The sequence below is a fragment of the Paenarthrobacter sp. AR 02 genome, assembly GCF_021538675.1.
Lineage (GTDB): Bacteria > Actinomycetota > Actinomycetes > Actinomycetales > Micrococcaceae > Arthrobacter.
The window spans coordinates 220,634-243,020 of the sequence record NZ_JAJUKH010000003.1; the positions used below are offsets into that span (position 1 = coordinate 220,634).

General features: G+C 63.5%; 12 protein-coding genes, 2 tRNA genes and 1 riboswitch. Of the genes, 6 read left to right on the plus strand and 8 right to left on the minus strand.

Translation table 11 applies throughout. From position 1 onward, the window contains the following. Positions 1-43 precede the first annotated feature (43 nt). The gene (locus tag LRQ04_RS10260; RefSeq protein WP_235520027.1) at positions 44-1,666 is read right to left on the minus strand and encodes an ABC transporter substrate-binding protein; all 1,623 of its coding nucleotides are present in this window, start codon (positions 1,664-1,666) and stop codon (positions 44-46) included. A gap of 320 nt (positions 1,667-1,986) precedes the next feature. Between LRQ04_RS10260 and LRQ04_RS10265 the strand changes: the two genes are divergently transcribed. After that, positions 1,987-2,715 (plus strand): FadR/GntR family transcriptional regulator, encoded by a 729-nt coding sequence (locus tag LRQ04_RS10265; RefSeq protein ID WP_235520029.1) that lies wholly within the window; start codon positions 1,987-1,989, stop codon positions 2,713-2,715. A gap of 165 nt (positions 2,716-2,880) precedes the next feature. Here the strand turns inward: LRQ04_RS10265 and LRQ04_RS10270 are convergent. After that, positions 2,881-2,954 (minus strand) — tRNA-Arg (locus tag LRQ04_RS10270). A 284-nt stretch (positions 2,955-3,238) separates the two neighbouring features. On the opposite strand from LRQ04_RS10270, the gene LRQ04_RS10275 reads away from it, so the two are divergent. Continuing rightward, positions 3,239-5,065 (plus strand): phosphoenolpyruvate carboxykinase (GTP), encoded by a 1,827-nt coding sequence (locus LRQ04_RS10275; RefSeq protein ID WP_235520030.1) that lies wholly within the window; start codon positions 3,239-3,241, stop codon positions 5,063-5,065. Positions 5,066-5,186: 121 nt separating this feature from the next. Here LRQ04_RS10275 and LRQ04_RS10280 read toward each other — a convergent pair whose 3' ends face one another. Genes LRQ04_RS10280 through LRQ04_RS10290 form a run of 3 tightly spaced genes read right to left on the minus strand, consistent with a single transcriptional unit; the run spans position 5,187 to position 7,565 of the window. Further along, positions 5,187-5,657 (minus strand): Rrf2 family transcriptional regulator, encoded by a 471-nt coding sequence (locus LRQ04_RS10280; RefSeq protein ID WP_235520032.1) that lies wholly within the window; start codon positions 5,655-5,657, stop codon positions 5,187-5,189. Positions 5,658-5,681: 24 nt separating this feature from the next. Beyond that, positions 5,682-6,137, minus strand: a complete 456-nt coding sequence (locus LRQ04_RS10285) for a hypothetical protein (RefSeq protein WP_235520033.1) — start codon at positions 6,135-6,137, stop codon at positions 5,682-5,684. A gap of 9 nt (positions 6,138-6,146) precedes the next feature. After that, positions 6,147-7,565, minus strand: coding sequence for a phosphomannomutase/phosphoglucomutase (locus tag LRQ04_RS10290; RefSeq protein ID WP_235520034.1), 1,419 nt, complete (start codon positions 7,563-7,565; stop codon positions 6,147-6,149). A gap of 125 nt (positions 7,566-7,690) precedes the next feature. Between LRQ04_RS10290 and LRQ04_RS10295 the strand changes: the two genes are divergently transcribed. Further along, complete coding sequence (locus LRQ04_RS10295; protein ID WP_235520035.1) at positions 7,691-9,856, plus strand: ATP-dependent DNA helicase RecQ; 2,166 nt, start codon at positions 7,691-7,693, stop codon at positions 9,854-9,856. A 112-nt stretch (positions 9,857-9,968) separates the two neighbouring features. Further along, a complete protein-coding gene (locus LRQ04_RS10300; RefSeq protein WP_235520036.1) occupies positions 9,969-11,402 on the plus strand; it encodes an MFS transporter in 1,434 nt (477 codons plus the stop codon). 38 nt (positions 11,403-11,440) lie between these two features. Here LRQ04_RS10300 and LRQ04_RS10305 read toward each other — a convergent pair. Both LRQ04_RS10305 and LRQ04_RS10310 read right to left on the minus strand, forming a co-directional pair. Continuing rightward, positions 11,441-11,528, minus strand: a tRNA-Ser gene (locus tag LRQ04_RS10305). A gap of 65 nt (positions 11,529-11,593) precedes the next feature. Continuing rightward, complete coding sequence (locus tag LRQ04_RS10310) at positions 11,594-13,825, minus strand: prolyl oligopeptidase family protein (protein WP_235520038.1); 2,232 nt, start codon at positions 13,823-13,825, stop codon at positions 11,594-11,596. 60 nt (positions 13,826-13,885) lie between these two features. Between LRQ04_RS10310 and LRQ04_RS10315 the strand changes: the two genes are divergently transcribed. Both LRQ04_RS10315 and cycA read left to right on the plus strand, forming a co-directional pair. After that, positions 13,886-15,847, plus strand: coding sequence for an FAD/NAD(P)-binding domain-containing protein (locus LRQ04_RS10315; protein ID WP_235520040.1), 1,962 nt, complete (start codon positions 13,886-13,888; stop codon positions 15,845-15,847). 74 nt (positions 15,848-15,921) lie between these two features. Next, positions 15,922-16,020, plus strand: a riboswitch (glycine riboswitch). A gap of 144 nt (positions 16,021-16,164) precedes the next feature. Beyond that, positions 16,165-17,631 (plus strand): D-serine/D-alanine/glycine transporter, encoded by a 1,467-nt coding sequence (cycA, locus tag LRQ04_RS10320; RefSeq protein WP_235520042.1) that lies wholly within the window; start codon positions 16,165-16,167, stop codon positions 17,629-17,631. A 65-nt stretch (positions 17,632-17,696) separates the two neighbouring features. Here the strand turns inward: cycA and LRQ04_RS10325 are convergent, their stop codons facing one another. Next, entirely contained in the window at positions 17,697-22,232 is a 4,536-nt protein-coding gene (locus tag LRQ04_RS10325; protein ID WP_235520044.1) for an ExeM/NucH family extracellular endonuclease, read from the minus strand. Between the last annotated feature and the right edge of the window lie 155 nt (positions 22,233-22,387).

The following is a 22,387-nucleotide window of genomic DNA, read 5'->3' on the forward strand; positions in this document are numbered from 1 at the left end:
GGGTTTAACCCTGCAGAGCGGGCCTCACAACGCGAAGGATTGCTTAGGCAGTGCGTCCGACGCCGACGAACGACAGGCCGGTGGTGGGAAGGGGCTGGAAGCCGTTGAGCTTCTTTTCGTCCCAGGCGCTGGGAAGCTGGCGGTGGAAGACCGGGTAGAGCGGCACTTCATCAGAGACCATGTCCACGATTTCGCCGACGATCTTCTTGGCGTCATCGCCCGAGGCCTGCGAGCCCTTGTCCATGAGGCCCTGCAGTTTGGTGCGCTCCGGGGTGGTCCAGAAAGCGCGTTTGTCCATCCAGGTGGCACCCGAGTAGAACCAGCTCAGCAGGAGGTCTGCATCGTTGCCGAAGACGGAGGGATCGCCGGGGGCAGCGACCACGCTGTAGTCGCCCTTGCCAACGCGGTCGCTGTATAAGGCGCCGGACTGGAGGCTCTTGACCGTGACCTTCACACCGGGAATCTTGTTCCAGGACTCGAGGATCAGTGGCGCAACGTCCTTCACCCAGGCGGTGTCTGTGGTGAGGAGTTCGAATTCGAGAGTGGTGACGCCGGCCTGCTTCAGGAGTTCCTCGGCCTTGGACGTGTCGAAGCCATAAACGTTCTTGGCCTTGACGTAGTCGGGGTGGCCTTCCTGGAAGTAGGAGGTAGCGGCTTTGGCGTTTCCGAACAGGGCCTTCTTGATGATGGCTTCCTTGTCCAGGCCGTAGTGCAGTGCCTGGCGGACCAGCTTGTTGTCGAACGGTGCCTTGGCACAGTTGAACATGAGGAACAGCAGGCCGAAGGACTGGACGGATTCGACCTTCACCTTGGATTTCAGCCCATCGACGTCCAGGTAGGGAACGTCTTCGATGGCCTGGACGCGACCGGACTGGACGGCGGTGACGCGGGCAGCGGCATCGGAGAGCAGCAGCCAGGTCATGCCCTTGGCCAGTGCCGGCTTCGGGCCGTTGTAGTCGGCGAATGCCTCGAAGACGATCTTGTCGTCCTTGACCGCGGAAACGAGTTTGTACGGTCCGGAACCGACGGGCTTGGCGTCGAAGGCTTTCAGATCGGTAGCGAGTGCCTTGGGGACGATCTTGACCACGGAGATGCGGGGGCCAAAGCCGGGGAAGGCGTACTTAAGGGTGAACTCCACCGTCTTGGCATCAACAGGCTTGACGTCCTGGATGAAGGGGATGAACTGGGAGAACAGCGACTTGTTGGCCGGGTCCATGACGCGGGTGAAGGAGAAAGCGACGTCCTCGGTGGTGACGGGGGAGCCGTCGTGGAACTTCGCGCCATCGCGGATGGTCACCTGGTAGGTGGTGTCGTTGATCTTCTTGGGGTCCGCTGCGGCCAGGGCGTTGTAGGGCTCGCGGGTGGCCGGGTGCAGCTCGATGAGGCCTTCGAAGATATGCAGGTTGGCAGCCATCGGCGTCGCACCCGAAGAGCTCAGGGGGTCGAAACCCGTGGAGAGCGCGTAGGAAATGCCTGCCTCGATAGTGAGGTCCTTGTTGACGGCGGCCGTGTTGGTGCTGGTGCCGGTGGTCGTGCTGGCAGCGCCGCCGCACGCAGAAAGTGTTGCCGTGAAGGCGGCTGCTGCACCAACTGCGCCGCTTAGCTTCAGGAAGTTCCGGCGGCTGGCGTCATTGACCAGCGGCAGGCTGTTGATCGTCTTGCTCATAGGGTGCCTCACCAATCGCGTTTCGTGGGTTATCGGATGTAGGACGTCCGATGCTCGTATGGAAACTGTAAGGGCGGTCACAAGAGAACGTCAAGTGAGAGTGGGCGGCCTGGCCTCGTCCGCGCGCCCGGCGGTTTTCCGGCTGCGGCCGGTCCTAAGGGGAAATCCCAGCGAAATCCCTGAACATACTTATCAAGGAGGTGGGACATCCGATATTGTATGTTGCGAGTCACTCATTCTGCGGTGGGCGCTAAGCTCGCCTCAATATTAACACCGCATCGCCCAGGCTTCCCGGGTGATGCAGCGGCAAGGAGAAAGCCATGACAACTTCCGGTGTAGTTCCGCAGGCGCGGTTCAGTGCACAGGCCCGGCTTCGTGCCTTGCAGTCGGACATTATGGAATTGATCCTCGAGCGCGAGCTGGAGGCGGGCGATCCACTGCCGACAGAGAGCGAGTTGTCGGTGGCTCTCGGCGTCGGGCGCAATACGCTGCGCGAATCCCTCAAGGTCCTGCAAGCCCTGGGTGTCATCGAGATCCGGCATGGCTTCGGCATGTTCGTGGCCCCGAGCAATTTTGACGCCCTCGCCGACGGCCTCACCTTCAGGGGCCGGTTGTCGCTGCGGCACCAGGGGCTTGAGGCGTTGCAGCTCGTCGATGTGCGCCAGGCGTTGGAGTCGGGCTTGATCGGCTCTTCGATGGACGTCATGACACCCGAACAGCTTGCCTCCATTGAGGAAGCGGTGAAGCAGATGGAGGATCTCGCCGCTGCCGGCGAAAACTTCGTGGCCGCCGATGCTGAATTCCACCGCAGGCTCTTCGAGCCGCTCAACAACGAGCTCCTGATCAACCTGATGGGTGTTTTCTGGAAGGTCTACCGGAAGATCCACGTCGAAATCGGTCCGGGCAACGAGGACCTCATGAAGACCGCCGCCATGCACCGCAACATCTACGCCGCCGTTGCCGCCGGGGACAAGGCCTCAGCCTCCGAGCTGCTCAACCGGCACTTCGACGGAATCCGCCGCCGTATCGGCGAGGCCGTGGGCGACTGACCCTCCACTCGCTACGTGACGGGCCGCCGTCGTACTTTCACCTGAAGTACGACGGCGGCCCGTTCCGCTTGTGCGTGCGGCTCACCTCGCGCTTGTGTGGCCCTGGAATTGGTCCCGGGCAAAACAAAAGACCCGCACCGGCGAACCGGTGCGGGTCTTCATTTGTGCGCCCAAAGGGATTCGAACCCCTGACCTTCTGTTCCGTAGACAGACGCTCTATCCAGCTGAGCTATGGGCGCATTTCGTGTGATTCTCGGCGGTCTGTTTCTCTGACCCCCTCGAACCTCAATAAACTTTACAGAAGTTCATGTGAAGTTCCAAATCGAAAAGCTGTAATCTACACAACTAGACCGGTCTACGTGACCTTAGTCACTTAAATCTGCCTCTGGCGAGCCGTTGCCCCTGATTTCTAGGCGTTTTTACTTTTCGGCCTCACGGTTGTCCGATGTCTGACAGCCCATTGGTCTGGTCCGGGGCCCCTATCGTTTAGGACACACCACTGAACCCGAGGAAGGGAACCACAATGGGCGATCTGGCGCGACTGCCGCTGCTTGAGAAGGCACCTACTACGCATGCACGCCTGCTGGCTTGGGTTGAGGAAGTTGCCGAGCTGACCCAGCCGGACCGCATCCACTGGGTCGATGGCAGCGAAGCAGAAAACAAGAAACTCACCGACGAGCTTGTCGAGGCCGGCACGCTCAAGCGGCTGAACCCGGAGACGTTCCCGAATTCCTTCGCGGCATTCTCTGACCCGGCCGACGTTGCCCGTGTGGAAGAGCAGACCTTCATCTGCTCCGAAAACGAACGCGACGCAGGCTTCACCAACAACTGGATGGCCCCGGCCGAAATGAAGCAGAAGCTGCGCGGTCTGTTCGCCGGCTCCATGCGCGGCCGCACCATGTACGTCATTCCGTTCGTCATGGGCCACCTGGATGCTGAAGACCCGAAGTTTGGCGTCGAGATCACCGACTCCGCCTACGTTGTTGCCTCCATGCGCATCATGGCCCGCATCGGCACTGACGTCCTTGACCGAATCACCGAAACCGATGCCTTCTTCGTCCCGGCCCTGCACTCGCTTGGTGCCCCGCTGGAAGCCGGCCAGGCCGACGTCGCCTGGCCCTGCAACCCGGACAAGTGGATTGTCCACTTCCCCGAAGAGCGCTCCATCTGGTCCTTCGGATCCGGTTACGGCGGAAACGCCCTCCTCGGCAAGAAGTGCTACGCCCTGCGCATCGCCTCGGTGATGGCCCGCGACGAGGGCTGGCTGGCCGAACACATGCTGATCCTCAAGCTGACCTCCCCGGAGCAGAAGACCTACTACATCTCTGCTGCCTTCCCGTCCGCGTGCGGCAAGACCAACCTCGCGTTGCTCGACCCCACCATCAAGGGCTGGAAGGTGGAGACCCTGGGCGACGACATCACCTGGATGCGCTTCGGCAAGGAAGGCGAGCTCCGTGCCGTCAACCCCGAGGCCGGCCTGTTCGGCGTCGCTCCCGGCACCGGTTGGGGCACCAACCCCAACGCCATGCGTGCCATCGCCAAGGGCAACAGCATCTTCACCAACGTCGCACTGACTGATGACGGTGGCGTCTGGTGGGAAGGCATGACGGAGGAGACTCCGGCGCACCTGACCGACTGGCGCGGCGAGTCCTGGACACCGGACTCCGACGCCCCCGCCGCGCACCCGAACTCCCGCTTCTGCACGCCGATCGACCAGATCGACATGCTGGCCGAAGAGTACTTCAGCCCGGAAGGCGTTGAGCTCTCCGCCATCCTGTTCGGTGGCCGCCGTAAGACCACCATTCCGCTGGTTACCGAGGCCCGCAACTGGTCCAACGGTATTTTCATGGGATCCACGCTGTCCTCGGAAACCACGGCTGCTGCCGCCGGTGCCGTCGGTGTTGTCCGCCGCGACCCCATGGCCATGCTGCCGTTCATCGGATACGACGCGGGTGACTACCTGAACCACTGGGTCAACCTGTCCGCAAAGGCCAACCCGGAGCGACTGCCCAAGATCTTCCTGGTCAACTGGTTCCGTCGCACGGCTGAGGGCGGCTTCGCCTGGCCGGGCTTTGGTGACAACGCCCGCGTCCTGAAGTGGGCCATCGAGCGCCTCGAAGGCAAGGCTGACGCTGTGGAGACTCCGATCGGTTTCGTACCGACCGGCGAATCCATCGACCTCGACGGGCTGGACATGACCCCGGCCGAGGTCGAGGCAGCCGTGCGCGTCGATCCTGAAGAGTGGGCAACCGAGCTGGCGTCCATCGAGGAATGGTTCGCCAACTTCGGCGAGTCCCTCCCGGCGGCACTCCAGTCCGAGCTGGATGGGCTCAAGTCCCGTCTGGGCTAGACCTCTTAGGAACAACGGCGTTCTTAAGTGAACGACGACGGCCCGTCACCTTTCGTTGGGAAGGTGGCGGGCCGCCGTCGTTCTTCGCGCAGGTCAGGAACGGTACCGTTCCGCGCGACGGTTATGTCAGTGGGGCGGGTGCCCTGAAATCCGGACGGAGCCCGATGGATTGGAACACCGGGTTCATTTGGCGCGCATGCGGAAGGGTGGAAATGACCACGGAGTCGAGTTCGCGGTAAAAGGCCTCCCTGGCCCGGGTCATGGCCCGGCGCAGTTCGCACTCGTTGATGAGCGGGCAATTCTTGGTGGGGGATTGGCACTCGGCTGGATCCTGCCGGCTGTCCAAGTGGCGCAGGACCTCGCCGACTGTGGCTCGCCGGCCGTGTTCGCTGAGCCGTGAACCACCAAGCCGGCCACGCTCGACGTCAATGTAACCTAAAGCACGGAGCCGGACCATGGCTTTGCTGACGTGGTTGTACGGCGTCCCCACGGCGTCTGCCACCGCCTGCGTGGTCAACAACATGCCTTCGGGGGCCGCGGCCAACACCATGATGGCGCGGAGGCTAACGTCTGCGAACGCGTTGATTTTCATGGGATCAGCTCATGTGAGTAGGGTCTAGTCCACCCAGATGGATGGCTCGTGGGTATCGGGCTCCATGGGACGGAAGACAAAACCCTCCGCAGTGGGGGAGTACGGGATGATGGCTGCCCGGACTTCACCGTTCCTGTGTTCGGCGGCGCCATGGATGCCGTCCGACCCATGGTCCGGCAACGTGACGTCACTGACAAGGGCCACAGCCTTGAAGTCGTCGCGGCCTTGGCGCAGGAGCTGGTGGATGTCGGTCAGCATCTGCCCCGCATCGACGTCACCATCTTCGTCCGGCTCGCCAGGTGCGATCATGACGATCCGGAACTCACCATCGTTCGAGAGCGTCACGCCGAACGGAAAGAAACCACCGTTCTGCTGGATGTGCTCCTGCGCGGTCCCCAGCGCAGTGCCCAGTGTCTCCCGGAGCTCGCGGTCCTGGTCGGATTCTTTCGGCAACGTCTCGCCAGTGGACTGGTCGGTCATGGCTTGGCCTTAGGCCCGGACCAGAGCCAGGACGCGGTCACGGATCTTCTCCATGGTGGGCTGGTCCTTGGCTTCTGCATTCAGGCGCAGGAACGGTTCAGTGTTGGAAGGCCGCAGGTTGAACCACCAGCTGCCGTCCTTTGCAGTGAACGTGGAGCCGTCCATGTGGTCGATGTCGACGTCTTCGCTTTCGAAGTCCACGCGGACCCGCTCGACGGCCCCGGCCTTGTCTTCGATCTCGGAGTTGATTTCTCCGGATGAAACGTAGGGCTCGTATTGGCGGCCGAGCTCGGAGAGCGGGCCTTCCTGCTCGCCGAGGGCAGCCAGAACGTGCATGGCTGCGAGCATGCCTGTGTCAGCGTTCCAGAAGTCCCGGAAGTAGAAGTGCGCGGAGTGCTCGCCGCCGAAGACAGCGCCTTCCTCGGCCATGACAGCCTTGATGAAGGAGTGCCCAACACGGGTGCGTACCGCCCGGCCACCGTCCTTGGCCACCAGTTCCGGTACGGCCTTGGAGGTAAGGAGGTTGTGGATGATCACGGGGGTTTCCTCGCCTGCTGCCCGGGCACGGGCGATTTCACGCCGGGCAACCATGCCGGTGATGGCGGACGGAGAGACGGGCTCGCCCTTCTCGTCGATCACGAAGCAGCGGTCAGCGTCACCATCGAAGGCCAAGCCGATGTCGGCACCGTGCTTGACCACGGCGGCCTGCAGGTCGCGGAGGTTTTCCGGTTCGAGCGGGTTGGCGGGGTGGTTCGGGAAGGAGCCGTCGAGTTCGAAATAGAGCGGCACGATCTCGAAAGGCAGGGCAGGGAGCAATTTATCGCCGAGAACTGCGGGGGTGGTCAGGCCGGCCATGCCATTGCCTGCGTCCACCACGATCTTCAGGGGACGCGAGCCGGAGAGGTCCACGAGCTGCCGCAGGTACTCGGAGTAGTCCTTCAGCACGTCATGGACACTGATCTCTCCGCGGGTTTCGGCTGCGGGGATGATGCCGGTGTTGAGGTATTCCTCGGCCAGGGCCTGGATTTCCTTCAGGCCCGATTCCGATGAGATGGGCTGCGCGCCGGCCTTGGCCATCTTGATGCCGTTGTATTCGGCTGGGTTGTGACTGGCTGTGAACGTGGCTCCGGCTGCGTTCAGGGCCCCGCAGGCGTAGTAGAGCTCGTCGGTGGAGATCAGGTCCAGCAACCGGACGTTGGCGCCCCGGGTGGCTGCCCCGTTGGCAAAAGCCTGGCTGAACTCAGGGGACGAAGGGCGCATGTCGCCGCCCACCAGAACGGTGCCGCCTTCAAGGCCCAGGACGTCGATGAACGCAGCGCCTACGGCCTCGACAATTTCAGCCGTGATGGATTCACCCACGATTCCCCGGACGTCGTACGCCTTGAAGGATGCCGAGAGGTCGAATGTCTTGTTCTGCTCGCTAGTCACGCGCTCAATCCTACTGTGGCTACGCAATGGGGCATGAACCGGGCGGAGGGCTATGTGGATAATCACTATCCACATAGCCAGGTCCGCGGGTGATGGGCGTCGGGGGTGGCTGGAATACTGGGTTTATGGCCAATAACTCCCCGAATGCTGCCGTTTCCGTGCAATCACCTACCGAACAGCAAGCCCTGGCGTGCCTGCGGGAGTTGGTGGGACACCCTGAAGCCCGGTTCCACGAAGGTCAGTACGAAGCGATTGAAGCATTGGTCGATGCCGGCCGCAGGGCACTGGTGGTCCAGAGGACAGGTTGGGGGAAGTCTGCCGTCTACTTCGTGGCATCCCTGCTTTTACGCCGCCGGGGCGCGGGCCCCACGCTGATTGTCTCCCCGCTGCTGGCACTCATGCGGGACCAAGTGGCTGCAGCCGCCAGGGCAGGAGTACGTGCCGTGGCCATCAACTCTGCAAATGCCCTCGAATGGGATACCGTCCTGGCACAGCTGGCCGCCGACGAAGTTGATGTCCTTCTGGTTTCACCGGAGCGCCTCACCAACCCATCTTTCCGGGAAAACCAGCTTCCGGAGCTCATTCGCCGTACCGGTCTCCTGGTGATTGACGAGGCCCACTGTATTTCGGACTGGGGCCACGACTTCCGGCCCGACTACCGGCGCATCGCCGACCTCATTGCCCAATTGCCGGAGTCGGTTCCGGTGCTGGCCACCACGGCTACGGCCAACTCCCGGGTGGTCCACGACATCGAGGAACAGCTCGGTGCCGGTGTACTGACCATCCGTGGGGCCCTGGGGCGGGAGTCCCTGCGCCTGGGCGTCCTGTCCTTGCCTGATTCCCGGGACCGCCTGGGATGGCTGCTGACGCATCTAAAAGACATGCCCGGCAGCGGCATCATTTACACGCTCACCGTTTCAGCTGCGGAGGACACAGCCAGGCTTCTCGCTGAGGCCGGGCACAACGTCCTGTCCTATACAGGCCGGACGGACCCCGCAGACCGGGAGCGCGCAGAACAACTGCTCAAGGACAACCAGGTGAAAGCGCTCGTAGCCACATCAGCCCTGGGCATGGGCTTCGACAAGCCGGACCTGGGTTTTGTCATCCACCTTGGTGCGCCGTCATCGCCCGTTGCCTACTACCAGCAGGTTGGCCGCGCAGGCCGTGGAGCGGCCAACGCCGACGTCCTGCTGCTTCCAGGCTCAGAGGACCGCGAGATCTGGCAGTATTTTGCGACAGCTTCCATGCCCTCCGCTGAAAAGGCCGACGCCGTGCTGCGTGCCCTTGGGGAGGCGGGCTCGGCTTTGTCCACCGTGGCACTGGAAGCCCGTGTGGACCTCCGACGCACGCCCTTGGAGCTCCTGCTGAAGGTCCTGGCCGTGGACGGGGCTGTAGAACGCGTAGGCGGCGGCTGGAGGGCAACCGGGAACCCTTGGCACTACGACGCCGAGCGGTACGCACGCATCGCCGAGGCACGGGTGGACGAGCAGGACTCCATGGTGATCTACCAGGACACGGCTGGCTGCCGCATGGAGTACATCACTTCCGTCCTCGACGACGAGACCGCAGCAGCGTGTGGTCGATGCGACAACTGCGCCGGCCGATGGTTCCCCGTAGACGTGGCCGCCTCGGCTGCCGATGCCGCCGGCCAGACCCTGCGGCGCGCCGGTATCGCTGTGGAGCCGCGACTCCAATGGCCCAGTGGCATGGATCGGCTGGGGGTGGCCGTCAAGGGCAAGATCAAGCCTGATCAAAGCATCTCGGAAGGCCGGGTCCTGGCCAGGCTGACGGATTTGGGCTGGGGTGGGGCGCTGCGTGAATTGTTCGCCGCTGGTTCCGCGGACCGCGCCGTGGATCCGGCCATGCTGCAAGCCTGTGTCCAGGTGCTTCGTGAGTGGTCAGGTGCTGAAGGCGGAACTCCGTGGAGCGGAGTGGGCCGACCCGCAGCCGTGGTCAGCATCCCGTCCAGGAGTAAGCCGCAGCTGGTGGAGTCCCTGGCACAGGGAATAGCCGGCATCGGGCGGATGCCATATCTGGGCCAGCTGCAGCCCCAGCACGGTGGGCCCACCGGAGCCCGAGGGGGCAACAGCGCCTACCGGCTTGCCGGCGTCTGGGACCGGCTAGTCGTGGGCCCGGACCTTGCCCAGGCCCTCGCGGGTACCGGAGGCCAGCCAGTGCTGCTGGTGGACGACCTTATCGACAGCCGCTGGACCATGACGGTTTCGGCCTTGGCGTTGCGCCAAGCCGGCGTGGGAGCCGTGTTGCCGCTGGCCTTGGCGCAAGCGGGATAGGCGAGGGCGCGGGAACGTCATGTTGTGATCGCTCCCACTGTGCGTCTATAGGATCGAGCCAACACGCTTTGCGGCCTGTCGTGGGCCACTAGCCACATCCTGGACCGGAGCCATGAGCACAAATCCCAGCAACACAGACGTCGAGACCTCCAACGGAACCAGCTGGCGGCCGCGCCTGGCCCTGTTGGTGGCGGCAACGTTCTTCATGGAGTTCCTCGACGGCACCATCCTCACCACCGCGATTCCCAGCATTGCCGCGGATTTCCGCGTAGCGCCAGCAGATATCAACATCACCATGACCGCATACCTGGTGACGGTTGCAATGGGAATTCCGCTCAGCAGTTGGCTGGCTGAACGGTTCGGTGCCCGCCGGATCTTCTGCCTCGCCATCTCGGTGTTCACCGTCGCCTCCCTGCTGTGCGCCGTGAGCACAGACCTGTCCATGCTTACCCTCAGCAGGGTGGCCCAGGGCATGGGCGGGGCCATGATGGTGCCCGTTGGCACCCTGGTGGTGTTGCGCGGGACTCCCAAATCCGAGCTCCTCCGGGCCACCGCCTATTTGGTGTGGCCCGGACTGCTCGCCCCTGTACTGGCTCCGATGGTCGGTGGCGCGCTCACTACCTTCCTGTCCTGGCACTGGATCTTCATCATCAATGTGCCCCTTGGCCTGGCCGCGTTCATTGCTGCGCTCAGGCTGGTGCCCCGGACCCAGTTCGACTCCAAGCGCCGCCTTGACTGGTTTGGGCTCCTGCTGACCACCCTGGGTGTGGGTGCCTTGGTGGTGGGTTTGGAAACATTGGGCGGCCACGCATCCAACGCGATCGCCGTCATCGTGGTCGCCGCAGGGCTGCTGTCACTCGCGGGTGCTGTCTGGTGGATGCGGAAAGCCGACGTTCCCCTGTTCAACCTCGGAGTGTTCCGGACCAGGACGTTCAGGGCGACCTCCACGGGCGGTTTCATTTACCGGCTGACCATCAGTTCGGTGCCGTTTCTGCTGCCGCTGATGTTCCAGGATGGCTTTGGCTGGGACCCCCTCAAAGCCGGTGTGATGGTCGCCGCAGTTTTCGTTGGCAACATCGGAATCAAGCCGGCCACCACGCCCTTGATCAGGCGCTTCGGGTTCAAGCCGGTGCTCGTCTTCGCTTCGTTCGCTTCCGCCGTAACGTTTGCGTTGTGCGCGTTCCTGGATGCCCAAACTCCCGAGCCCGTGATCTTCGCTTTGCTGCTCTTCAGCGGAGCTTTCCGCTCCATCGGATTCTCGGCGTACGCCTCGGTGCAGTACGCGGACATCGTCCCGGAACAGCTGCCCTCGGCCAACGCGATCTCCGCGACGCTGGTTCAGTTGGCTGCCGCGGCCGGGATCGCGGTGGGAGCTTTGTTCCTGCGGCTATTCGAAGCGACGCACCTCCTGGGCGGTGACCAGGTAGCGGCATATAAGGGGGCGTTCATTGCGATGGCCGTCCTGATGCTGATCAGCACGATGGACAGCCTGGCCTTGCACCGGCACGCGGGAGCCGAAGTAAGCGGCGGAGCGAAGCGGGGTTAAACGCAAAAGGTCCCGGTTCGAAAACCGGGACCAATTCGCGGAGACGGGGGGATTTGAACCCCCGGTGGAGTTGTGCCCCACACTTCATTAGCAGTGAAGCCCATTCGGCCGCTCTGGCACGTCTCCCTTTGCTATTGCTAGCCCACCAAGGATACGCAGAACCTGCACTCCAGCGCAAAACCAGCTGTCGGTCAGTTGCTCCCGGCCAGCGAACGCCACAGGAAATGGTTGCTCCGTGCCTGCAGCGCGGCAGCCTGCCGGTTGTCCGATGCTCCCGCGTGGCCGCCTTCCAAGGCCTCGTGGAACCAGACGTTTGGGATCCCCATGGCCTGCATGCGGGCGGCCATCTTCCGGGCTTGGACCGGGCCCACCCGATCGTCGGAAGTGGCAGTCCAAATGAAGGTTTCCGGGTATTCCACGCCGTCGTGCAGGAGGTGGTACGGCGAGAACGTGCGGATGAACTCCCACTGTTCAGGCACGTCGGGGTCGCCGTACTCGGCGATCCAGGAGTACCCGGCGGACAGCTTGGTGTAGCGGCGCATGTCCAGGAGCGGCACCCCGCAGGAAACAGCGCCGAACAGTTCCGGATACTGGGTGAGCATGTTTCCCACCAGCAGCCCGCCGTTGGAACCGCCTACGCAGCCCAGCCGGCGTCGACTGGTGACGCCGCGGGAGATGAGGTCTTTCGCGACGGCGGCGAAGTCCTCATAGGCGCGGTGCCGGTTCTCCTGGAGCGCGGCGCGGTGCCAGGAGGGTCCGTATTCGCCGCCACCACGGATGTTGGCCACTACGTAGACGCCGCCACGGGAGTGGGATTCCGTGCCGTTGTCGGAGGGGGCTCCCAGCGTCCGCCGTTCCAGCCAGGCGCGGCCAACCGTGCCGCTGTATGCGGGTGTACGGGAAATCTCGAACCCGCCGTAGCCGGAGAGCTGGGTGGGGTTCTGGCCGTCCAGGACCAGGTCCTTGGAGGCGACCTGGAAGTAGGGGACCTTGGTTCCGTCCGCCGAGACGGCGAAGCGTTGCTGGACCTCATAGTCCGCTTCGTTGAAGAACGACGGCGACCGCTTCACTACCGAGTGCTCGCTCCCCACGCCGCCGTCCTCGCCTTGGGACGAGGCAGGGGAGAGCGTTCCACGGGTCAGGGTGGTGGGCGTGGTGAAACCGGTGGCCACGAGCCAGAAGTCGTTGCCGGCGGAGCCTGGGTCTTCGTCGTCCACGGCGTAGGCGTTCACGTCGTGCAGTGGAGGGCAGGCGTCCAGCGGCGTTGAAGCCCACGCTCCATGGGAGTCGAGGACTGACGGATTCAACACCCGGATCTCTGAGGAGACATCGCGGAGGAGGTTCAGCAGGAGGTAGTCCTGCGTCCAGCTCCAGGATTGCAGGGATGTGTGCTCGTCCGGCGAAAACAGCACCGTCAAGGAACGTGTACCCGCCAGGTAGTCCTCGAAGGCAGCCCCGAGCAAGGACCCTGCCGGGTAAACAGTGCCATCAACGTCCCAGTCCTTCTGGGGGCGGAAAAGCAGCCAGTCGTGGTGGGCGCTGATGTTGACGTCGGTTGGTACATCGATGGCCACCCAGGATCCGTCCCGCAGCACCCACGTACTGCGGTTGTAGAAGTCGATGTAGTCAACGGCAAAAGTCCGCTCAAAGCCGGGGGTGGAATCGTGGGCCACCATGGCCAGCATGTGGTCTTCCGGGATTTCGAAAAGCCGTTCAGCATCGGCCAAGGCCTCCCCGCGGCGGAGTTTGACGCCGGTCCGGGCGTACGAGGACGTGGTGGCCGGGAGCCCGTCCGCGGTGCTGGAGACCAGCAGGGTGTCGGCATCGAGCCAGCTGACGTTGCCCTTGGCAGTGGGGAGGTCGAAGCCACCCTCAACGAAGGTGCGCGATTCGACGTCGAACTCGCGGTGGCGGTCCGCGTCACCGCCGTCGGGGGACAGCGACACCATGGCCAGCCGGTACTCGTTTCCGTCCGCAGGGCGGAGGAAACCGGCCCCATGGAAGACCCATTCGACGCCCTCCGCTGCAGCCAGCGCATCAACGTCCAGGAGGACGTCCCATTCAGGAGCCTCGGTGAGGTAGCTTTCCCATGTGGTGCGGCGCCAGAGTCCCTTGGGGTGTTCCTGGTCTTTCCAGAAGTTGTAGTAGAACCCGCCGCGCTTGGAGACCATGGCAATGCGGTCCGTTGAGTCCAGGACCTCAAGGATTCCGGCTTCGACGGCGGAGTATTCAGCGTCCTCAAGCAATTCTTCGGTTCGCGCGTTCTGTTCCCGGACCCATGCAAGCTGCTCTTCGCCATGGATGTCTTCGAGCCAGATGTTTTCATCCGTGGGTTCAGGCGCAACCTCAGCGGCGTGGCGGGGACGGCCGGGCGCGGCCTCATTCCCGGGAAGTGGCGTCTGATCAGCTTCTGTGGTGGTCATTGCCCCATCCAAGCAACACTTTTCAACAGTAAGCAAGTCACGCAGAAGTTAGGCTTGAGCGTGGCTAAATCCGAAACCAACCGTGTTGCCCTGCTGGGGGCTGGCCCCCGGGGCACCAGCGTCCTTGAGCGGTTGCTCGCGAATTGGGCTGCCGGGGGTCAGGCTGTGCGCGCGTCGGGGGCCACCCTGCACATCGACGTGGTGGATCCTTTCCCCGCGGGTTCGGGCCACGTGTGGCAGCCGGGGCAGTCCCGGCTCTACCTGATGAACACCCAGTCGTTTTATCCGACGCTCATCCCTGAAGATCCCATGCTCGCTCCGCCGCTGGCAGGTGGTTCGTTCGACAAGTGGCGCGAGGCCCGGCGTCGTGATGGCCTGGGACTGGACGACGCCGAAAAGGCGGAGCTTGCCACGCTCGAATCACACGACTTCCCCAGCCGTGCCCTGTATGGGCGGTACTTGCGCCAGACCCTGGATGGCTTGCTCGAACGGCTGCCCGACGGCGTCGAGGTCACGTTCCATGAGACCTCCGCCGTCGCGGCGCGACCGGTGAAGGACGGAACAAAAAACGCGTTCGACGTCGAACTCGCCAACGGTGCCACCCTCACCGTCGGCTCTGTGGTCCTCGCGTTGGGTCATATCGAGTCCCGGCTGAATCCCGAGCAGAGGTCTTTCAAGAGCGCCGCGGAGGAGCAAGGGCTGCTCTATTTCCCGCCGGCGCCACCCGCCGACGTTGACTGGGAGGCGGTGCCGGATAACGAGCCGGTGCTGATCCGCGGAATGGGATTGAACTTCTTCGACGTCATGGGACAGCTGACGGAGGGCCGCGGCGGGAAGTTCGTCGAGGCCGGTTCTCCGGGGTCGGGGGTGCTGGGGTATCGGGCATCGGGCCGGGAACCCAGGATTATTGCTGCCTCCCGGCGTGGCACTCCTTACCGGGCCAAGGCGGGGCTGGCGGGTTACTACCCCAGCAGCATCACCATGCGCTACCTGACCGAAGACGCCGTGGACCGGTTTCGTGCGGCCGGAATCCAGCCCGGTTTCGACCACGATCTTTGGCCGCTGCTGCACCGTGATGCGCTGTGGGCGTATTACTCAACCCTGGCCCGCTCGCAACCCACTGCCATTAAGGACCCCGCGCAGTTCCTGGCGGACCTCGAGGACGCACTCCAGCCGCACGCGCACACCACGGCGAAGTGGGAGAACGATGTGGGCGATCTCGTGGAAAAGCACGTCGTCGCGTCCCGTCGGCTGAATCTTCGCGGGCTTGCCGCGCCGCTGGCAGGACGTACTTTTGCGTCCAGGCGGGAGCTGGACGCGGTCATCACGGCATACCTCGATGATGATGCGCGCCGATCGGCTTTGGGCGAATCGGACCCTGTGAAGATGGCCATCGGTGCACTCCACACCGGCCGGGCAATCCTGAAATCGGTGGTGGCTGATGGCGGCATCACCGACGAATCCTGGTTGGCAGGGCTTCGCGGCTGGTTCGAGTCCTTCGTAGAGGGGCTGGCCAGTGGAGCGCCCGCGCTGCGTTCGGAGCAGCTGGCCGCCCTTGCCCGGGCCGGCGTCGTAAGTTTTGTTGGACCGGACCCGAAGTTCAGTGTGGACCGGAGTGCAAAACTGTTCCGTGCGGTTTCGCCGTGGGTGCGCGACGCGCCGGTGGAAGCGCGAACCCTGATCGAGGCGATGTCGCCTGCCAACAGGGTGGGCATCAATATGTCACCGCTGCTGGAGCAGCTCATGGCTGACGGGTTGGTCCGAACCAAGATCATGATGAGCGTCGAAGGTACCCCGATGCAGACCACTGGTTTGGACGTCGTGCCACATCCGTACCGGCCCTTGGCGGCGAACGGGTCTGCCAACGAAAACCTGTACGTGCTGGGCCTGCAGTTGTCCGCCTCGCAATGGGGCACTGCCATCGCTGCGGAAGCCACGCCCCGAACCGGTCCGGCCTATGCCAGTGGACAAAGGACCCTCCGGGATGCCGATGAGATTGCCCGTAGCATTCTGGCGTTATGACGCACCGGGGTTGCAGTGCCGCCCGGCCTTCGTTAGTGTGTGAGCTGCATCACCCCAGCGGTGGTGCGCGCTTTTGATCCGCGGCGGGAGAGCCCTGCCGGTACATCACCACAGGCGCCGTAGGAGCAAACCCTCCCCAGGAATCTCTCAGGCCCATGTACCGCCGCGGCGAGGCAACTCTGGAAAGCAGCCCGGAAAGTCGGGCTCACCGAAGGTGCAAGCAGGCCCATGCCCGCGGAAACTCTCAGGTCCATCTACAGAGCGGGGAGGAACCCGAATCTTGTGGCACCCAGTGCCGCCTGAACGATGGAGTTCCTTTGACGATTCAGCGCCCACCTTCAACCGGTACCGATTCCCCGCATCTTGAGCGGCAACTCAGCAACCGCCACATCCAGCTCATCGCCATCGGCGGAGCCATTGGAACAGGCCTTTTCATGGGCTCCGGCAAAACCATCTCAGCCGCCGGCCCCTCCGTCATCTTCGTCTACATGATCATCGGCTTCATGCTGTTCTTCGTCATGCGTGCCATGGGCGAACTGCTGCTGAGCAACCTCAACTACAAATCCTTCAGTGACTTCGCTGCTGACCTCCTGGGCCCCTGGGCCGGCTTCTTCACCGGCTGGACCTACTGGTTCTGCTGGGTCATCACGGGGATCGCGGACGTCATCGCAATCGCAGGCTATTCGCAGGAGCTGTGGCCTTCCCTGCCCCTCTGGGTGCCGGGGCTCATTACCATCGGCATCCTCCTGCTGCTGAACCTGGCAACGGTGAAGGCGTTCGGCGAAACCGAGTTCTGGTTCGCCCTCATCAAGATCGTCGCCATCGCGGCCCTGATTATTGTTGGCCTCTTCATGATCTTCAGTGGCTTCCAGTCCGACGCCGGACCCGCCAGCTTCACCAACCTTTGGAGCCACGGAGGATTCTTCCCGAACGAATTCATGGGCTTCGTCGCCGGATTCCAGATCGCGGTCTTCGCTTTCGTGGGCATCGAACTGGTGGGCACTACTGCGGCCGAGGCCAAGGACCCGGAAAAGAACCTGCCCAAGGCCATCAACTCGATTCCCATCCGTGTGCTCCTCTTCTACGTGGGCGCGCTGATCATCCTCATGTCCGTCACGCCATGGACCCAGTTCGCTGCCGGTCACAGCCCCTTCATTGCCATGTTTTCGCTGGCCGGCCTGGGTGCAGCAGCCACCATCGTCAACCTGGTGGTCCTCACGTCAGCCATGTCCTCAGCCAACTCCGGGATCTACTCCACGTCCCGCATGGTGTTCGGCCTGGCCCAGGAAGGCGATGCCCCCAAGGTCTTTGGCGCGCTCTCCGGACGCAAAGTACCCCGCAACGCACTGTTCCTGTCCTGCGTCCTGTTGCTGTCCGGCGTCGTGCTCATGTACGCCGGCCAGGATGTCGGCAAGGCGTTCGACATGGTGACCACCGTGTCAGCTGTCTGCTTCGTCTTCGTTTGGTCGATCATCCTGGCCAGCTACTTGGCTTTCCGGAAGCGCCGCCCACACCTTCACGAGTCTTCGGCGTTCAAAATGCCCGGCGGAGTGGCCATGGTGTGGGTGGTGTTCGCATTCTTTGCCTTCGTGCTGTGGACGCTGACCACCCAGCCGGACACGCTCGCAGCCCTGCTCGCAACGCCGCTGTGGTTCGTGATCCTTGGGATTGCGTGGGCGGTACTCCGGCGCCGCCCAACGCACCTGGCGCGGTACGCGGCTTTCCAGGCTGAGCTGCGCAGCGATGCTGCCAAGGTCCAGGATCCGGAGCCGGCAAACAAGTAACCACAAGACGGGCCCCCACGAAGAACTCGTGGGGGCCCGTTTCTTGGGGTCATGCTAAGAGGTGCTTAGCCCCTCAGGCACTTCTGGTACTGCAACCATTCGATGCCGTACCGCAGCCAGCCAACAATGTCGTACCACTTGGACGGCTTGGTGGGCGGGGTGCACTGCGGCGGGTTGGGGCCGCTTGCGGCCACCTTAACCAGGGCCTTCACTACCGTTCCGGACTCGACGGCGGTGAGCACCAAGGTACCGGTACCTGCGGCCGCCGTGGCGGGAACCTTCACGTTGACGGACGCCGCACCGGCGGTCACCGGAACATCTCCAAGAGCCACGGAGGCGCCCTTGGCATCAACGAAGACAGCCTTCAATGAGGTGTTCGCCGGGCTGCCAATGGAGGTCAGGTTCAGCTTGGAAACCGTCAACGTCACGGACTCGCCGCCCTTGACCTCGGCAGCGGTGGAGTTTGCCACAGCAACTGAGCGGCGTGCGAAGTCCGGCGAGACCGGGTTGTGCGTCTGGAGGTACTTGATCCAGGCGTCACGGTCCACCAGGCCCGTGTCCTTCGTGTTGCTGCCCTCCTTGAAGACCCGGAAGTTGTCACCGCCTGTTGCCAGGAAGCTGAAGGTACCGATCCTGTACTGCTTTGCGGGGTCGATCACAGCGCCATTAACCCAGATGCCGGTAATCCGATCGCCCGCTGCACGGGCGGCGTCGTAGGTGTAGTTGACGTTCTTGGACACCCCCAGCTGCTGGTACGGGCGGCTTGGTACGGTACCGTCCGGGTTGGTCTGCCACTGCTGCTCCAGGAGCGTTTTGAACTGTGCACCCGTCAGGGACGTGGTCCACAGGTTGTTCACGAACGGCAGGACCGCGTTGGCCTCGGCGTAGGTGATGGTGCCATCCGGCGCGTAGTACAGCTCGTTGCGCAGGCCGCCGGGGTTGACGACGCCGATTTCCGCCGCGCCGAGTTCGGGCGCCTTGAGCGTGTCCACCAGGGAGTCCGCTACCAGGTTGCCCAGCGTGGATTCGCTGGCGCGGTCGTCCCGCTTGGGGGCGCCTCCGGCAGGGTCCGGGGTGAATGCTGTGGTGATATCGGCGGTCACGGCACCCACCGCCTGGTTGCCGATTTCAGCAGCCTGGGCCAGCGCCTTATCCACGATGGTCTTCACTGCAGCCACCCGCGGGTAGGCGGCAACGAGGCTTTCCGCGGTTTCGGTGGTACGGTCTACGACTGCGGCCTTGTACGCCGTCACGGACTTGGTTGCCGTATCCACGGTGAGCGTTACACTGCCCACGTTCTCTCCGTAGTTGCCGGTCTGCACGACCGGGCGGGTCTTGCCGGTGGGCTGGCCATTGGCGTCCAGTACCGGCGCATCCCAGGCGTACTCCTTGTGGGTGTGCCCGGTGTAGATGGCAGCCACGTCAGGGGTGGTTTCGTTGACGAGCTTGGCGAACGGGCCGCCTGCGGCAACTTCCTGCTCCAAGGTGGCGCCCTCGGGGGTACCGGAAGCGGCGCCGTCATGGTTTTCGACGATGATCAGGTCCGCCAGTTTTTCGGCCTTGATCTTCGCAGCCACCCGGTTGATGGCGTCTACCGGGTCGCCGAACTCAAGATCGGTGATCCCCGCAGGGGTTACCAGGGAAGGAACTTCCTGGGTGACCGTGCCGATGACCGCTACCTTCATGCCGTTCATGTCCAGGACCTTGTACTCCGGCAGGACCGGGGTGGTGGTGCCCTTCTGGTAAACGTTGGCGCCCAGGTAGGCGAACTTTGCGTTGTTGCCTCCGGCGATGACGCGGTCGCGCAGGTCTGACCAGCCGCCGTCGAACTCGTGGTTGCCCACAGCGGAGGCCTGCAGTTCAAGTGCGTTCAGGACGTCGATGGTGGGCTGGTCCTTCGCAACCGAGGATGCGAAGAGGGAGGCGCCGATGTTGTCGCCCGCGGAAATGAAGGCAGTCGCGCCGGGCGCTGCTGCTGCACGGAGCTTCTCAACCGTTCCGGCAAAGAGCACCGTGTTGGTGTCGATCCGGCCGTGGAAGTCGTTGATGCCGAGGAATTGCAGGTCAACGGTGGCCTGTGCGTCCGGAGTCAGGTTCAGGCCCACCACCACGGGGTCGTGGTCGCTGGCCCGGAACTCGTCCGGGGCATAGTAGTTGGTCACGTTGTTGTTATACCGGCTGTATTCCAGCGCCACGGACTCCACGGAGTTGATGTTCCAGATGTCGGTTCCCGTGACCACCTTGTGGGCTGCCGGGGACGCCAGGATGTGGTCGAGGGAGCCCACCATGCCGCCGAACAGGTAGGAGTGCTTGCCGGTGCCGACCTCAAGGTCGGTGTACCCCGCGCCGGTGAGGACGTTGATGGGGTCCTCCTTGGAGTAGGCGTTGAAGTCACCGATCAGGAAGACCTTGTCAGTGCCCTTGGAAGCTTGGAGGTCCTTGGAAAAAGCGAGCAGGGATTCGGCCTGCTTGGTGCGGGCAACGTTGGAGGCGCCCTGGCCCTTGTCGGTGTCGTCCGGGGTCGCTGCGGAGCCCTTGGACTTGAAGTGGTTCACGATCGCGATGAATTTCTTGTCATCGCTGCCGCCAACCGGCTTGAACACCTGCGCCAGTGGCTTACGGGCGCTGGCGAAAGCCACGGTGTCGTTGTGGATGATTGACTCGCCGACAGGTTCGGCCGTGGCTTTTTTGTAGATGAAAGCGGTGCGGATCATGTCTTCATCGCTGAGCGGGGGAGCGTTCGCTGGTGTGCGCACGTAATCCCACACGCCGGGAGTCTTGACGTTAAGGGACTCCACGAGCTTGGACAGGGCGTCGTCGCGGTTCTTGCCGAACTGGGCCGAGTTCTCGATCTCCTCGAGGGACACGACGTCTGCGCCCGATTTGGTGATCGCGGCAACGATCTTGGCCTGCTGGCGCTCGAAGTTCTCTGCGTTGGCAGCACCGCGGGCGTTGCAGCCCTCCTTGACGGTGATCGGTTTGCCGTCGCGGTCGTTGTAGAAGACGCAGCCCGTGAGCTGGTCACCTGTGGTGGGGAAGTAGTTGAGCACATTGAAGGACGCCAGCTTCAGGCTGCCCCCAACGTCAGCGGGCCCTTCCGGACGGGTGGAAGAGAAGGTTGCAGGCTGGAAGGACGCGGCGTTTGCGGGGCTCAGCGCTGTTAGCGGCTGGAACTTCCACGAATTGTTCCCGTACCCCAGGATGACATCGGTCTTGAACGTGGCGGGCGAACCGACACGTACGGGATCCGAAGGGGTCAGGTAGGGCAATTGCTGGGCCTTGGTGGCGGCGTCCTTGAGGAAGTTGGTGGACGCGCCGTCGTCGAGCTTGATGCCGCGCAGGGCGTTGTCTGCCACCACGGCGGCATACTCGGGGGAACCATAAGCAGCCACCGCCGTCGGCTGGACCAACGGCGACTTACCGGCGGCAAGGCCGATCTCGCCGTACTGGTTCAAGGAGTAGTTGTCCGTAACCGTGAAGTCACCCTGGGGCGAGACAAGCATGCCTTCGAGGCTCTCGCGGGCGGCCTCGTTCGCCGGCAAGGCGAACGGCGTGGACTTGACCTCGGGGGCGGCCTCGGTGAGCTTCTTCAGCCCCGCGGCTTCCACTGAGATCTGTGTTTGGTTGGCAAATTCGCTGACCGCGCCGGTGAGTTCCAGGTAGTCGCCCGGCTGGACCGTGGCCGCCGTCGTGGGTGAATAGACGAACAAAGCGTCCGACGCCGTCCTGGCCGCCCCTGCGGCGTCGCCGCCGGTGCCGGGGGTCTGGACGTAATAGCCGTTGAACCCGCCGGTGGCGTAAACGGCGGTGACCTTGCCGCGGGTGGTTACCGTGCTGCCGACCAACGGGCTGGCCGTGCCGGTGCCTTGTATTTCCGCGATGGTCTTGATACCCGGTTCAGGTCCGGGATCCGTGGGCGGGGTGACGCCTCCGCCGGAAGCCGTCGGAGTAATGCCCGCAGCCAGGGTGAAATCTGCCGCGTTGGAGTCGGTGTCAACGCCATTGGTGCGGTTGAGGCTCTTGACGTCGGTGTTACTGGTGGGTGCCTTTGCCGGTGCAGTCTCAAAAGTGTTGGACGTTCCGTAACCCAGGAGGTCGGCGATGGCCGCGTTGGCCGTCACGGAGCCCACGGGCAGAGGCGAAACGGCGGTGCTCTGTTTCGCCAGGATCAGAGTTCCTGTGGTTCCGCCCGGGTTCAGGGTCCCGGAAGCCTGAACATCGGGTGTGGGGAGGGCAGGAGCCGTAGAGGAGGCGCTGTTGCTGGCGCCCTGGACCAGGAAGTAGCCCTTGGCCGGGATGCTCCCGGCCAGCGGAGTGATCCCCGTTGGTGCTGTTGTGGCGGTGGCAGACCGGTACTGCAAGGACCAACCCGCAAGGCTGATAGGCGCGTCCGAGGAGTTGTAGAGCTCCACGAATTTGTTCTTGAAGGCGGCGCCGCTGCTTCCGCCGCTGAGATAGGCCTCGTTGATGACCACCGGCGAGGTGCCCGCCGGTGTGGCGGGATCGTCCGCCGCCATGGCCGGGACGGCCGTCAGCGGGGCTGCAAGGAGCCCCGCTGACAGGACCGTTCCCGCCAGCAATTTCCAATGTTGTTGGTGCATCCGCTCTAACTTTCATTAGGGAGCCCTGTATGGCCCCGTGGACGACGCCCACTTTCTTGTGAAGTGGGCGCTGTGCCCGGAAGTTACTCCGGGGTAAAGCTGCCTCAGACGTAGCAGAACACGAACGGATGAATGGGAAGTGGACCAGTGGTGGC

Excerpts from the sequence above, each read along its gene's own strand:
- LRQ04_RS10265 (WP_235520029.1), top strand. The coding sequence starts at position 1,987 with ATGACAACTTCCGGTGTAGTTCCGCAGGCGCGGTTCAGTGCACAGGCC.
- LRQ04_RS10280 (WP_235520032.1), bottom strand. The coding sequence starts at position 5,657 with ATGAAAATCAACGCGTTCGCAGACGTTAGCCTCCGCGCCATCATGGTG.
- LRQ04_RS10310 (WP_235520038.1), bottom strand. The coding sequence starts at position 13,825 with ATGACCACCACAGAAGCTGATCAGACGCCACTTCCCGGGAATGAGGCC.
- LRQ04_RS10295 (WP_235520035.1), top strand. The coding sequence starts at position 7,691 with ATGGCCAATAACTCCCCGAATGCTGCCGTTTCCGTGCAATCACCTACC.
- LRQ04_RS10260 (WP_235520027.1), bottom strand. The coding sequence starts at position 1,666 with ATGAGCAAGACGATCAACAGCCTGCCGCTGGTCAATGACGCCAGCCGC.
- LRQ04_RS10285 (WP_235520033.1), bottom strand. The coding sequence starts at position 6,137 with ATGACCGACCAGTCCACTGGCGAGACGTTGCCGAAAGAATCCGACCAG.
- LRQ04_RS10275 (WP_235520030.1), top strand. The coding sequence starts at position 3,239 with ATGGGCGATCTGGCGCGACTGCCGCTGCTTGAGAAGGCACCTACTACG.
- LRQ04_RS10300 (WP_235520036.1), top strand. The coding sequence starts at position 9,969 with ATGAGCACAAATCCCAGCAACACAGACGTCGAGACCTCCAACGGAACC.
- LRQ04_RS10325 (WP_235520044.1), bottom strand. The coding sequence starts at position 22,232 with ATGCACCAACAACATTGGAAATTGCTGGCGGGAACGGTCCTGTCAGCG.